The 12085-nt window shown below is 70.3% G+C and carries 12 protein-coding genes; 8 read left to right on the top strand and 4 right to left on the bottom strand.

Annotation, left to right across the window (positions count from 1 at the left end; translation table 11 throughout):
- Positions 1–122 precede the first annotated feature (122 nt).
- A complete protein-coding gene (locus tag ROTAS13_RS11095; RefSeq protein WP_019462670.1) occupies positions 123–722 on the bottom strand; it encodes a nitroreductase in 600 nt (199 codons plus the stop codon).
- Between the two features lie 155 nt (positions 723–877).
- Here ROTAS13_RS11095 and ROTAS13_RS11090 point away from each other — a divergent pair, with 155 nt between their 5' ends.
- The 3 genes from ROTAS13_RS11090 (at position 878) to ROTAS13_RS11080 (ending at position 4263) form a co-directional block, all read left to right on the top strand.
- Positions 878–1972, top strand: coding sequence for an FUSC family protein (locus ROTAS13_RS11090; RefSeq protein ID WP_083755480.1), 1095 nt, complete (start codon positions 878–880; stop codon positions 1970–1972).
- Between the two features lie 234 nt (positions 1973–2206).
- Complete coding sequence (locus tag ROTAS13_RS11085; protein ID WP_019462671.1) at positions 2207–2569, top strand: DUF485 domain-containing protein; 363 nt, start codon at positions 2207–2209, stop codon at positions 2567–2569.
- Positions 2569–4263 carry a cation acetate symporter gene (locus ROTAS13_RS11080; RefSeq protein WP_019462672.1) on the top strand — a complete coding sequence of 565 codons (1695 nt, stop codon included), beginning with the start codon at positions 2569–2571 and terminating at the stop codon, positions 4261–4263. The genes ROTAS13_RS11085 and ROTAS13_RS11080 overlap by 1 nt, the downstream gene beginning before the upstream one ends.
- Positions 4264–4371: 108 nt before the next feature.
- Here the strand turns inward: ROTAS13_RS11080 and ROTAS13_RS11075 are convergent, their stop codons facing one another.
- Positions 4372–5163, bottom strand: a complete 792-nt coding sequence (locus tag ROTAS13_RS11075; protein ID WP_075822356.1) for a ferredoxin--NADP reductase — start codon at positions 5161–5163, stop codon at positions 4372–4374.
- 242 nt (positions 5164–5405) lie between these two features.
- Between ROTAS13_RS11075 and ROTAS13_RS11070 the strand changes: the two genes are divergently transcribed.
- The 4 genes from ROTAS13_RS11070 (at position 5406) to ROTAS13_RS11055 (ending at position 8838) form a co-directional block, all read left to right on the top strand.
- The gene (locus ROTAS13_RS11070) at positions 5406–5783 is read left to right on the top strand and encodes a hypothetical protein (protein ID WP_139323320.1); all 378 of its coding nucleotides are present in this window, start codon (positions 5406–5408) and stop codon (positions 5781–5783) included.
- Between the two features lie 69 nt (positions 5784–5852).
- Positions 5853–6569 (top strand): GNAT family N-acetyltransferase, encoded by a 717-nt coding sequence (locus ROTAS13_RS11065; RefSeq protein ID WP_075822354.1) that lies wholly within the window; start codon positions 5853–5855, stop codon positions 6567–6569.
- A 133-nt stretch (positions 6570–6702) separates the two neighbouring features.
- A complete protein-coding gene (locus ROTAS13_RS11060) occupies positions 6703–8115 on the top strand; it encodes an esterase-like activity of phytase family protein (RefSeq protein ID WP_171979078.1) in 1413 nt (470 codons plus the stop codon).
- Between the two features lie 195 nt (positions 8116–8310).
- The gene (locus tag ROTAS13_RS11055) at positions 8311–8838 is read left to right on the top strand and encodes a GNAT family N-acetyltransferase (protein ID WP_019462678.1); all 528 of its coding nucleotides are present in this window, start codon (positions 8311–8313) and stop codon (positions 8836–8838) included.
- Positions 8839–9087: 249 nt separating this feature from the next.
- On the opposite strand, the gene ROTAS13_RS11050 is transcribed toward ROTAS13_RS11055, so the two are convergent.
- Together ROTAS13_RS11050 and ROTAS13_RS11045 are read right to left on the bottom strand one after the other, a co-directional pair.
- Positions 9088–10590, bottom strand: coding sequence for an MDR family MFS transporter (locus ROTAS13_RS11050; protein ID WP_075822353.1), 1503 nt, complete (start codon positions 10588–10590; stop codon positions 9088–9090).
- A gap of 174 nt (positions 10591–10764) precedes the next feature.
- Positions 10765–11139 carry a hypothetical protein gene (locus tag ROTAS13_RS11045; RefSeq protein WP_075822352.1) on the bottom strand — a complete coding sequence of 125 codons (375 nt, stop codon included), beginning with the start codon at positions 11137–11139 and terminating at the stop codon, positions 10765–10767.
- A 39-nt stretch (positions 11140–11178) separates the two neighbouring features.
- On the opposite strand from ROTAS13_RS11045, the gene ROTAS13_RS11040 reads away from it, so the two are divergent.
- On the top strand, positions 11179–12085 hold a 907-nt coding region (locus ROTAS13_RS11040), incomplete at its 3' end, for a metalloregulator ArsR/SmtB family transcription factor (RefSeq protein ID WP_075822351.1).

Genomic DNA, 12085 nt, shown 5'->3' with positions numbered 1-12085 from the left:
TCGCCTTACGGTGGAGCTGTGCGTAGATGTGATCAAGAGACAGGTCCGGGGGAAAGGCGGAGCCTTGCCCCCGGGGAAGCACGGCGCTGGACGCAAGGCGCCGCGGGAAGCGGCGTCCCGGATCAGCCGGCCCAGTCCGTCACATGCGCCGACAGTTCCGGGCGGCGGGACGGCCGGACCTCGCCGTCCGGCGTGCCCACGAAGACGTAGCCCAGCAGCCGTTCGCCCTCGCCCAGGCCGAGGCGGCGGGCCAGAATGGAGTCGTAGCCGTTCGCCCCGGTCAGCCAGATCGCCCCGAAGCCCTCGGCGTGGAAGGCGTTCAGCAGGTTCATCACCCCGGCCCCGACCGTGAGGATCTGCTCCACCTCGGGGATCTTGCCTTCGCGGATATGCGCGGCCACGGCGATGGTGAGCGGTGCGTTCAGGATGCGGCCGCACTGCTTGTCGATCATCGGCTGCGTCACCGAGGGGTCGCGGGCGCGCATTGCCTCCTCGACGGCGGCGGCCCAACGGGTCCGCGCCTCGCCCCGGATCAGCACGAAGCGCCAGGGATGCAGCCCGCCATGGTCCGGCGCGCGCAGGGCGGTCTCCAGGATACGGTGCAGCAACTCGCCTTCCGGCCCCGGCGCGCGCAGCAACTGGGCCGGGATGGAATGGCGGGTCAGCAGGGCCTCCAGCACCGGCGAGGCGGTTCCGGAGGAAAGCGGGCCAGGGTCGTTCATCGCGGGGTTCCCGGGTAGTGGCGGCGGGCAAGACCGGCAGCGGGCGTTCCAGACCGGTACGGTCTTTTTTGCGCCTTTCCCGCCACTGCGCAAACCGCCGCTTGCAACGAAGCGTCCCGGCAGGTCTTTTGCCTGGAAGCACCGGCCGGGGGACCATGCCTGGATTTTTCCGCCAGCGCCGCCTGCCGGACCTCCAGCCGCCAGGCACGATCTTCCACCTGGATTGGAAGGCCCGGCAGATCCGCATCGCCTGGCTCTGCCTGCCGGCGCTGGCGCTGGTTCTGGTCGCCGGGTTGCTGAGCGGACGCCCGTCGGATGGGCTGGTGGCGGCCAGCGGCGCCATGACCGTTGGTTTCGGCGCGTTGCAGCGCTTCTCGCGCGGCTGGGCGATGCCGATGCTGGTGGCGATGCTGGGGATGGCGGCCTCGGCCACCGTGGGCTCCCTGGCGGGACAGTGGCTGCCGCTGCTTCTCCTGATCAGCGGCCTCTGGGCGGCGGCCTGCGGCCTGCTGACGGCGGCCGGGATCGGTGCCTGGTGGCTGGGGCTGCAATGGAACATCGCGCTGGCGGTGGCCAGCGCCTTTCCGGCCAGCCTGGAGAACGCGCTGGGCCGGGGGGGCCTGATCCTGGTGGGTGGCGCCCTGCAGTGGGTGATCCTGGTGGCCTGCCGGCGCTACCTGCCCTCGCCCCGGAGCTGGCCTTCCGACCTGCAGATCCCGGAACTGCTGGAATCCCTGCGCCTCCTCGCCAGCCGCCGGAATCCGGACCAGGGCTATGCGCTGCGGCTCGCCTGCGCCGCCATGGGAGCCGTGCTGGCCAGCCATCTGGCGAACCTGCCGAACGGCTACTGGGCTCCGATGACCGCGGTGATGGTGCTGAAGCCGAAGCTGGATGAGACCTATTCCCGCGGTCTGCAAAGAGTGGCCGGTACCCTGCTGGGGGCAGGAGGCGCGACCCTGGTGGCGGCGATGCTCCAGCCTGGCCTATGGGCCCTGGCGCTGCTGATCCTGGCCATGGCCTGGGCGAGCTATGCCCTGCAAAGGGTGAACTACGCCGCGCTTTCCACCGCGATCAGCGCCTATGTGGTCTTCCTGCTCGCCCTGGTGGCCATGCCGGAGCCGGAGGCGGCGAGCCACCGCATCCTGGCGACGCTGGTGGGCAGCGGCATCGCCGTCGCGGTGGACCTGCTGGGATGGCTGTGGGCAGGCCGGAGTGGGGAGGGCCAAGATGGGAAGGGGCGGGATCCTTGACCTTGCCGGTCCGGAATGTGTCGCGTTTCTGAAACAGTTTCGCTGGGCGATCGCGCGCCACGCTGCCGCGGAGAGGGGTCCTCGGCCCTTTTCGCGATTGACCCTGTCGCCATGCCGAACGAACATGGCAGGGTCCGAACCAGAGCGCCTTCTGCGGGCAGAGCCCGCGAGGCCGGCCACTCTGAAAACCGCCACAGGAAAACGGGCCACAGACCCGCGAATCGAGGAAACATAATGGCGATCCCGCTGGGAACCACGATACCCGTCACCGATGCCGCCGGGGCCGATGCCGGGGACAGCGAGGTCAACCGCATCCTGCGCAACCCGACCTTCCAGGAACTGGTCAAGGCCCGATCCGGCTTCGCCTGGACGCTCTCCATCGTGATGCTGGTGATCTATCTGGGCTTCATCCTGCTCGTGGCCTTCGCCCATGGGCTGATGGCCACCCCGATCGCCGGGGGTGCTACCTCCACGGGGATCATCCTGGGCCTGGTGGTCATCGTCTCGGCCTTCGTGCTGACCGGCATCTATGTCGCGCGCGCCAACACGCGCTTCGACGAGATGACGCAGCGTTTGCGCCAGGAGCTCGGCCGCTGATGCGCCTCCTCAAGCTCCTCACCGTCACGGCCGGAACGCTCGCCCTCGGCCTCGGCGGCATGGCCTGGGCCGCGGACGCGATCTCCGGGCCGGTGCAGCGCCAGGCGCTGAACTGGGCGGCGATCGTCATGTTCGTCGCCTTCGTGGCGATGACGCTGGTGATCACCTACCGCGTCGCCTCGCAGAACCGTTCGGCCTCCGACTTCTACGCGGCGGGCGGCGGCATCACCGGCTTCCAGAACGGGCTGGCCATCGCCGGAGACTACATGTCGGCGGCTTCCTTCCTCGGCATCTCCGGCCTGGTCTTCGCCAGCGGCTTCGACGGGCTGATCTATTCCATCGGCTTCCTGGTCGGCTGGCCCATCGTGCTGTTCCTGATCGCGGAGCGGCTGAGGAACCTCGGCAAGTTCACCTTCGCCGACGTCGCCTCCTTCCGCCTCGACCAGACCAGCATCCGCATCCTCTCGGCCAGCGGCACGCTGGTGGTGGTGGCCTTCTACCTGATCGCGCAGATGGTGGGGGCGGGCAAGCTGATCCAGCTGCTCTTCGGGCTGCAATACCTGTACGCGGTGGTGATCGTCGGGCTGCTGATGATCGTCTATGTGGCCTTCGGCGGCATGAAGGCCACGACCTGGGTGCAGATCATCAAGGCCTGCCTGCTGCTGGTCGGCGCCACCTTCATGGCGCTCGCCGTGCTCTGGCATTTCGGCTTCAACCCGGAGCGCATGTTCGCCGCCGCCGTGCAGGTGCACCCGTCGGGCGTCAGCATCATGGCGCCGGGCAACATGGTCGCGGACCCGGTCTCGGCGATCTCGCTGGGCCTCGCGCTGATGTTCGGCACGGCCGGGCTGCCACATATCCTGATGCGCTTCTTCACGGTGTCGAACGCGCAGGCGGCGCGCAAGTCGGTCTTCTACGCGACCGGGCTGATCGCCTATTTCTACATCCTGACCTTCATCATCGGCTTTGGCGCCATCACCTTCCTGATGAACGACCCGGTCTACTACACCAACGGGGCATCGGGCGTTTACAACAAGATCACCGGCCTTCTGGGCGGCACCAACATGGCGGCGGTGCACCTGGCCAACGCGGTGGGCGGCTCGCTCTTCCTGGGCTTCATCTCCGCCGTGGCCTTCGCCACCATCCTGGCCGTGGTCGCGGGCCTGACGCTCTCGGGCGCCTCGGCGGTCAGCCACGACCTCTATGCCAGCGTGATCGCCCGCGGCCGCGCCACCGAGAAGAAGGAGGTGCGGCTGTCGAAGATCTCCGCCGTGGTGATCGGCCTCGTCGCCATCTATCTCGGCTATATCTTCGAGAACCAGAACGTCGCCTTCATGGTGGGCCTCGCCTTCGCCGTGGCGGCGAGCTGCAACTTCCCCGTGCTGCTGATGTCCACCATGTGGCGCGGCACCACCACCACGGGCGCGCTCTGCGGCGGCCTGCTCGGCCTTGTCGCGGCGGTGGTGATGGTGGTGCTGAGCAAGGCGGTCTGGGTGGACACCTTCCACCATGCCGCCGCGCTCTTCCCCTACGACAACCCGGCGATCTTCTCGATGCCGCTGGCCTTCGCGGGGATCTGGGCCTTCTCGAAGATGGACAACAGCCTGCGGGCACGGCGCGAGATCGCGTCCTTCGACGCGCAGTACGTGCGTTCGGAGACCGGGATCGGTGCTTCCGGGGCCCACGTCCACTGACCGCGCGGCCGGGGAGGGTATCCCTCCCCGGTCCCGGGCGGCAGGAACGGAAAAGGGGGATGGCCCGCCGGCCATCCCCCTTTTCCGTTCTCTTCCGGTGGCGAGCGGCTACTTCTCGACGAAGGCCTTCTCGATCACGAACTCGCCCGGCTCGTGCTGGCTGCCTTCGTGGAAGCCGCGCCCCTCCAGGATCTTGCGGCAATCGGCCAGCATCTCCGGGCTGCCGCAGAGCATGACGCGGTCATGCTCCGGCGAGATCGGCGGCAGGCCGAGATCGCCGGTGATCTTGTCGGAGGTGATCAGGTCGGTGACGCGGCCCTGGTTGCGGAAGGGTTCGCGCGTCACGGTCGGATAGTAGAGCAGCTTGTCGCCGATCACCTCGCCGAGGAACTCGTGCTCCTTCAGCTCCTCCTCGATCAGCGCGCGATGGGCCAGCTCGTCCACCTGGCGCACGCCATGGACCACCACGACACGCTCATACTGGTCATAGGCCTCGGGCTCGCGGATCAGGCTCAGGAAGGGGGCGAGGCCGGTGCCGGTGGAGAGCAGCCAGAGGGTCTTGCCGGGGCGCAGGTTGCTCAGGATCAGCGTGCCGACCGGCTTGCGCCCGACCAGGATCTTGTCGCCCGGCTGCAGGTGCTGCAGGCGGGAGGTGAGCGGTCCGTCCGGCACCTTGATGGACAGGAAGTCCAGCTCCTCGTCCCAGGGGGCGGAGGCGATGGAATAGGCGCGCAGCAGCGGCCGCCCCTCGACCATCAGGCCGATCATCACGAACTGCCCGGCCTGGAAGCGCAGGCCCTGGTCGCGTGTCGTGCGGAAGGAGAAGAGCCGGTCGGTCCAGTGATGCACGGACAGGACCGTCTCGTGGAAGAAGGCGGCGTTGGGTGCGGGGGCGTTCATGGCGCCGGAAGCTATGGGGTGCCGCGCCACGGAAGGCAACGTGGAATGAACGTTCCTGCCCTGTGGTTTACGTATATTCGCAATGCCACGGGCGGGGATGGCTTCCGCCCCGGCCGGTCACGGGGGGCATCTCATGGGGCGCATCTTCACGCTTCCTCAACCTCCGCATGGTCCCTTGCACCGCGTGCCGGGTCCGGCCGGAGGGGTTCTCGGCCATGGGGCGGGCGCGGGAGGCCTTGGCCATGACCAGCATCACCGCCACCACGGGCACGCAGGGCTATCCGCTGCCTTCCGCCAGCAATGCGAGGACCGGCGCCACCCAGGCGGCCTCCTGCGGCGCCGCCACAGGCGCGTCGCCGGGCGGCGCCGCAGGGGCCAGCCAGGGCGGCAGCGGCACCTCGGAACTCGAGGCCGTCCTGCAGGAGGCAAAGGCCGAGGAGGCGAGGGCGCAGCAGCAACTGGCCGCCGACCAGCAGGCGCAGGCGAGCGCGAGCCGGATCGCCGAGGACCAGGCGGCGTTGACCCAGGCCCAGCAGGCCGTGGCCCAGGCCCAGCAGGCCGTGGCCCAGGCCCAGACCAAGCTCACCGCGGCTGCCTCGCAGGTGAATATCCTTGCCTGATCCTTGCCGGAACGGCTCCTGTCGCGGCGCATTGCCGAAGTGCCGCTTCGGCGCCAGGATCACGTCCCGATGATCACGCCATCCACCGTTTCACGTCAGGGGCCTCCGCTGGGGCCTGTCGTGGACGACACCCCCCGCCCGCTGCCGTCCCGGATCCCGCACCACGGGCAGAATGTGGATCTGGAGCCGCTGCATCCCCGCCACGCCCCGGACCTGTTCCGGGCGGCGACGAATGCCGAGGATTCCTGGGCCTATCTGGGCTATGGCCCGTTCCGAGACGAGGAGGCGATGCGCCGCCACGTGGCCGGCCTCGCCAGCCAGCACGACCCCATCGCCTGGGCCATCCGGCAGCACCGCACCGGCACGGCCGATGGCTGGCTGACCCTGATGGAGATCTTTCCGGCCGACGCGCATATCGAACTGGGCAACATCTGGTTCGGCCCCCGGCTGCAGCGGACCCGCGCGGCCACCGAGGCGATGTTCCTGCTGATGCGCCATGTCATGGACGATCTCGGTTATCGCCGGCTGACCTGGAAGTGCCATGCGCTGAATGCCCCCTCGCGCCGGGCGGCGGAACGGCTGGGCTTCACCTATGAGGGCACGCTGCGCAGCGTGAAGATCGTGAAGGGCCGGTCGCGCGACACCGCCTGGTTCTCGATCCTGGAGGATGAGTGGCCGACGCGGCGGGAGGCGATCGCCGCCTGGCTCGATGATTCCAACTGGGACCATGCGGGGCGTCCGCGCCGGTCGATGGGCGAGATCGCCGGCACGAATCCCGCCCCCTGACAGGCGTGCCGCCGGTCGCCCCGGTCCGGCATGATCCAACATGGAGCCTGCGTCATTCCGGTGTCATGCTTCTGTCACCGGTTTGCAGCCTGCGGAGGCTAAGCGCCGCCCCATGAGAACAGGGGCGATTCGCTTGCCGAACTTCAACCGCGGAACTTTCCGCGCCTCCCTCCGTGCCCTGCTGCTGGGCGGCCTCGTGACTGCCGCCCTGGCCCTGCCCGGCCAGGGACAGGCGGCGGAGCGGAACTTCGAGGCCGTGCTGACCGGCCATGCCGTGCTGCCGGCCAATACCCTGGTCCCGCCTCCCGGCGATGCGCCGGCCGAGGCGCGGATGTCGGGGCGCTTCACCGGCCCGGGCAACCTGCGGACCGACCAGGCCGGCAGCATTCCCGGCACCACCGGCCCGGCGCCCGATGGCCGGCCGACCGGCCTCTCGCTACCCTTCCAGGGGCAGCCGGTGCAGGGCTTCTCCGGCATCAAGCCGGTGGCGGGCGAGCCCGGCGCCTATTGGGTGCTGACCGACAACGGCTTCGGCAACAAGCGCAACAGCTCCGACGCGCTGCTGGCCTTCCGCAAGATCCGGCCGGATTTCGCGACGGGCGCGGTGCAGGTGGAGCAGACGGTCTTCCTGTCCGACCCCGAGCGGAAGGTGCCCTTCCGGATCACCCATGAGGCGACGGACCGTCGCTACCTGACCGGGGCGGATTTCGACCCGGAAAGCATCCAGCCCGTGGCCGACGGCTTCTGGATCGGCGAGGAGTTCGGCCCCTTCCTGGTGCATGTGGACCGCGAGGGCCGCGTCCGCCGCGTGGTGGAAACGAAGCTGGACGGGCAGGTGCTGATGTCGCCCGACAACCCCGCGCTGGGCACCGCGGCGACGCCGAACGGCGTGCTGCCCTTCCGCTCGCGCCGCTCGGGCGGTTTCGAGGGCATGGCGCTGACGCCGGACGGCAAGACGCTCTGGGCGATGCTGGAGAAGCCGCTCTTCAAGCCTGGCAGCGACCAGGGCGAGGGGAACTTCCTGCGGGTGCTGGAATTCTCGCTGGAGAAGGGGGACTGGACGGGCCGCTCGAAGCGCTTCCGGCTCTCGGAGGGTGCCGTGTCGATCGGCGACTTCAACTTCATCGACGACAGCCGCGCGCTGGTGATCGAGCGTGACGATGGCGAGGGCGATCCTTCCCGCGCCTGCACCGGCGGGGCGAAGCCGCCGGCCTGTTTCGCCACCCCGGCGCGGGTGAAGCGGATCACACTGGTGGATATGGGGGCGGATGAGGGCGACGGCGAGATCCGCCGCATCGGCGGCATCGACCTGATGGCGATCCGCGACCCCAAGGGGCTGGCGCGGCAGCGCGGTGACACAGGGCTGGAGGCCGGCCGCTTCTCCTTCCCCTTCCTCACGATCGAGAACGTGGCGCGGGTGGACGACACGCACATCATCGTGGCCAACGACAACAACCTGCCTTTCAGTGCGGGCCGGCAACTCACCAAGGCGGACGACAACGAGTTCATGCTCCTGTCGGTGCCGGAACTGCTCCAGGCGCGCTGATGCGGCCCGCGTGACGCCCTGGGTGGGGGGGACGCAACACCCCGGGCGCCACGCCTCCCTCCCGCCCGGGCCGCGAGGGCTGGGCGGGAGGGCTGTTTCATGGATTTCCCGAAAGAAAGACATCGCCACGCGGGCCGCATGGCTTGTTTCCCGCGCCGCCCGCCGACAAGTTCGGTCGCGAATATGGAGATCTTGATGCCTATTCGCGACGCGCGACCGACCGACCTGCTGGCGATCACCGCCATCTATGCCCATCACGTGGCCCGTGGCACCGGGACCTTCGAGGAGGAGGCGCCGGACCAGGTGGAGATGGGGCATCGCCTGGAGCATGTGCAGAAGGCGGGCTGGGCCTGGCTCGTGGCGGAGAACGAGGCGGGCGAGGTCGTCGGCTATGCCTATTACGCGCAGTTCCGCGACCGCTCCGCCTATCGTTTCGCAGCGGAGGACTCGATCTATATCCGCGACGATGTCCGCGGCCAGGGCGTCGGCAAGGCATTGGTGGCGGAACTGCTGAGCCGCGCCGAGGCGGCGGGATTCCGGCAGATCTTCGCGGTGATCGGCGATGCCGAGAATGTCGGCTCCATCGGCCTGCACCTGTCGCTGGGCTTCCGCCAGACCGGCGTGCTGCGGGCCGCCGGACTCAAGTTCGGCCGCTGGCTGGACGTGGTGTTCATGCAGCGCGCCCTCGGCGACGGCGACCGCACCCTGCCGAGCGACGCCTGAACCACAAGCCTGTCCGCACGGGACAGGCCCGCCGTAGTGTGGTCCGGGGTCGCTCTGTCCCCGGGGGACAAGGCTCCGCCTTTTCCCCCGGCCCCCCTTATCCGCCAGGACACTGCGTGCCCTGGACCCGATGAGTTGGTTCTCGCTGATGCCTGATTGCGCCTGAGAGCATGGCTCTCCGGCGGAGAGGGGGGCCGGGCGGAGAGGCAGCGCCTCTTCCCCGGCGGCCGGACGCGGAGTGCGGCGCCCCTAGCCCTCCTGCGGCCGGGCGCTGTCGCCCAGGTGGGGCTGGGCGGCCGGGTGCGGGATGCGCAGCGCCAGCAGGAAGCTCAGCACCGCCAGGGCAAAGACGGCCCAGAAGGCCCAGTGCAGCCCGTGCAGCAGGGCGGCGCGCAGGGCAGGCTCGACGGGACCGGCCATGCCGCCCTCGCCCAGGATGTTGCGGATCTTTCCGGTGGAATCGGCGCTGCCCGTGGCCCGCAGGGCGCTTTGCGCGCCCAGGTTCAAGATGCCGCCCAGCAGGGCCACGCCGAGCGTGCTGCCCAGCAGGCGGGAGAAGACGTTGGAGGCCGTGGCCGCCCCGCGGCGCGACCAGCCGGTGCTGCCCTGGACCAGCAGCACGCAGGTGGTGGTGAACAGCCCCATGCCGAGGCCGACCAGGAAGGAGGCCAGGGCCGCCAGCGGCAGCGGCGAGTCCGCATCCAGGAAAAGCAGCGGCACGGTGCCCAGCACGAAGAGGCCGGTGCCCAGCCGCGTGGTGTTGCGCATCCCAAGGTGCCGGTTGATGCGTCCGGTCTGGCTGGCAGCCAGGGGCCAGCCGAGCGACATGGCGGTCAGGGTGAAGCCGGAGGCGAGGGGCGAGGCGCCGACCACCCCCTGCACATAGACGGGCAGCAGGGCGGAGAGCCCGATCAGCCCCATCCCGGCGAGCAGGGTGGCGCCGTTGGCGGACTGGATGATGCGCTCGCGCCAAAGGTCCAGGGCGATCATCGGGGCGGCCACGCGGGATTCCTGCCAGAGCAGCAGCGGCACGCCCGCCAGCAGCGCCAGCCCGGCCACCAGCATCCCGGGGCCGCGCCAGGAGGCGTCGCCCCCGGCCAGGGTCAGCAGCATCAGCAGCGCCCCGACGCAGCCGGCGAAGATCAGCGCGCCCGGATAGTCCACGCTGGCGGTGCGGCGCTCCACCGTCTCCCGCAGGGCATAGGCGAGGCCGGCGATGGTCAGGAGGCCGATGGGGATGTTGATCCAGAAGACCCAGGACCAGGAGACGCGCTCCACCAGCACCGCCCCGGCCATGGGGCCGATCACCGCCGAGACGGCCCAGACGCTGGCCAGCAGCCCCTGCACCCGGGCGCGTTCCTCGGGCGGGTAGAGGTCGCCGACCACGGTGGTGCCGACCGGCAGGATGGCGCCGGCGCCCAGGCCCTGGAGCAGCCGGAAGAGGATCAGCGAGGGCATCGACCAGGCGAGGCCGCAGAGCAGGGAGCCGGCCAGGAAGACCGCGATCCCGGCGAAGAGCACCGGGCGGCGGCCATGGATGTCGGCGAGGCGGCCATAGATGACCGTGGTGGCCGATTGCGCCATCAGGAAGGCGGAGAAGACCCAGGAATAGAGGGAGAAGTCGCCGAGCTGCCGGACGATCCTCGGCATGGCGGTGGCGATGATGGTGGATTCGATCGCCACCATGAACATCGACACCATGATGCAGGCCATCACGAGCGGGCGCCGGGTGGGTATGGGCGGGGTGGTCATGGCGTTTCCTCGGCATCCCTGGCGGCCCCTGCCCGCATCCGGCGTGCATGGCACCGCAAGGGCGGATCTGGAGGGGATCTGGGCAGGCTTTCCCGGAAGGATAGTATGCCGGGCCGATACGGCACGGCCCGCTGCCGTCCGGGCAGCCATGCCGGCAGGACTTGGCCCGCCGGTTCAGCCGCCGCGATCCTCCCGGAACCGGGCCGTCACTACCGAATCCTCCCGCAGCACGCCCTCCAGCAGGGCGGCCGCATCCGGCGTTTCCGTCAGCGCCAGCACGCGCTCAAACCAGGGGCAGGTGCCGCGCACCCGTTCCAGGAACAGGCGGTCCAGCGCCTGGGCCAGGGGGGAGCGGCCGCCGCAGCAGGCACAGGCCACCGCATGGCTGGCGAAGGGCTGGAAGCGGGCCGTGGCCACCGCCCCGCCGATATCCGGGGCGCCCTCCGGCAGCAGCAGCGCGGCGGACGGGCCGGCGCGCAGCGCCTGCCGCAGCCCGGCCGCGTCGGGCAGGCTCAGCACAGGGATACGGGCATCGAGGTTCCAGACCATCCACTCGACATAAGGATATCTTTATGTCATTGTCCAGCCGTGGAAGAACTTCTCGCCCAGCTTCGTGCCGCCGCCGAGCCGACGCGCCTTCGCCTCCTGGCCCTCTGCGCCCGGGGGGCCTGGTGCGTGTCCGACCTCTGCGCCCTGCTCGGCCAGTCCCAGCCCCGCCTGTCGCGCCATCTTCGGCTGCTGACCGAGGCCGGGCTGCTGCACCGGATGCCGGAAGGGGCCAACGTCTATTTCCAGGTCCCCGCCGAGGCCGGCCTCGCCCACATGATCGCGGCGCGGCTGCCGGAGGAAGACGCGCAGCTCGCCGCCGACCGGCGCGCCGCGGCGCGGCTGGCGGCGGAGCGGGCGCGCGAGGCCTCCGAGACCTTCCAGCGCCAGGGCTCGGACTGGGACGAGATGCGTGCCCTGGGCCTGCCCGCCGCCGCCATCGAGGCGGCGCTGCTGGAGGCCCTGCCGGCACGCCCCGGGCGCCTGCTGGATATCGGCACCGGCACCGGTCGCCTGCTGGAGCTGACCGCCGGGCGGGCCGGGGCGGCCCCCGACACCGCCCTGGGCGTCGATGCCTCCCGCGCCATGCTGGCCCTGGCCCGCGCCAGGCTGGCCGAGCGCGGGTTGGCACAGCACTGCGCGGTGCGGCAGGCGGATATGTACCGGCTGCCGATCGCCGATTCCTCCTTCGACACCGTCACGCTGCAGATGGTGCTGCACTATGCCGAGGACCCAGCAGCGGTGCTGGCCGAGGCCGCCCGCGTGCTCGCGCCCGGCGGCCGGCTGCTGATCGCCGACCTCGCCCCGCATAAGCGCGGCGAGCTGCTGGCGCGGCAGGCGCATCGCTGGCCCGGCTTCGACGATGCCCAGATCGCCGGCTGGCTCGGCGCCGCCGGCTGCGCCCCGCTTCCCGCCCGGACGGCAGCCATGGGGGGGGAGGGGGCGCTGG

It is taken from the genome of Roseomonas sp. TAS13 (assembly GCF_001950415.1).
Classification (GTDB): Bacteria; Pseudomonadota; Alphaproteobacteria; order Acetobacterales; family Acetobacteraceae; genus Roseomonas; species Roseomonas mucosa.
This window is presented reverse-complemented; position numbering and strand designations above follow the sequence as displayed.

What these genes read in the sequence shown, in the direction of transcription:
- ROTAS13_RS11050 (WP_075822353.1), bottom strand. Translation starts at nt 10,590, where the DNA reads ATGACCACCCCGCCCATACCCACCCGGCGCCCGCTCGTGATGGCCTGC.
- ROTAS13_RS11055 (WP_019462678.1), top strand. Translation starts at nt 8,311, where the DNA reads ATGCCTATTCGCGACGCGCGACCGACCGACCTGCTGGCGATCACCGCC.
- ROTAS13_RS11065 (WP_075822354.1), top strand. Translation starts at nt 5,853, where the DNA reads ATGATCACGCCATCCACCGTTTCACGTCAGGGGCCTCCGCTGGGGCCT.
- ROTAS13_RS11095 (WP_019462670.1), bottom strand. Translation starts at nt 722, where the DNA reads ATGAACGACCCTGGCCCGCTTTCCTCCGGAACCGCCTCGCCGGTGCTG.
- ROTAS13_RS11070 (WP_139323320.1), top strand. Translation starts at nt 5,406, where the DNA reads ATGACCAGCATCACCGCCACCACGGGCACGCAGGGCTATCCGCTGCCT.
- ROTAS13_RS11080 (WP_019462672.1), top strand. Translation starts at nt 2,569, where the DNA reads ATGCGCCTCCTCAAGCTCCTCACCGTCACGGCCGGAACGCTCGCCCTC.
- ROTAS13_RS11045 (WP_075822352.1), bottom strand. Translation starts at nt 11,139, where the DNA reads ATGGTCTGGAACCTCGATGCCCGTATCCCTGTGCTGAGCCTGCCCGAC.
- ROTAS13_RS11090 (WP_083755480.1), top strand. Translation starts at nt 878, where the DNA reads ATGCCTGGATTTTTCCGCCAGCGCCGCCTGCCGGACCTCCAGCCGCCA.
- ROTAS13_RS11075 (WP_075822356.1), bottom strand. Translation starts at nt 5,163, where the DNA reads ATGAACGCCCCCGCACCCAACGCCGCCTTCTTCCACGAGACGGTCCTG.
- ROTAS13_RS11085 (WP_019462671.1), top strand. Translation starts at nt 2,207, where the DNA reads ATGGCGATCCCGCTGGGAACCACGATACCCGTCACCGATGCCGCCGGG.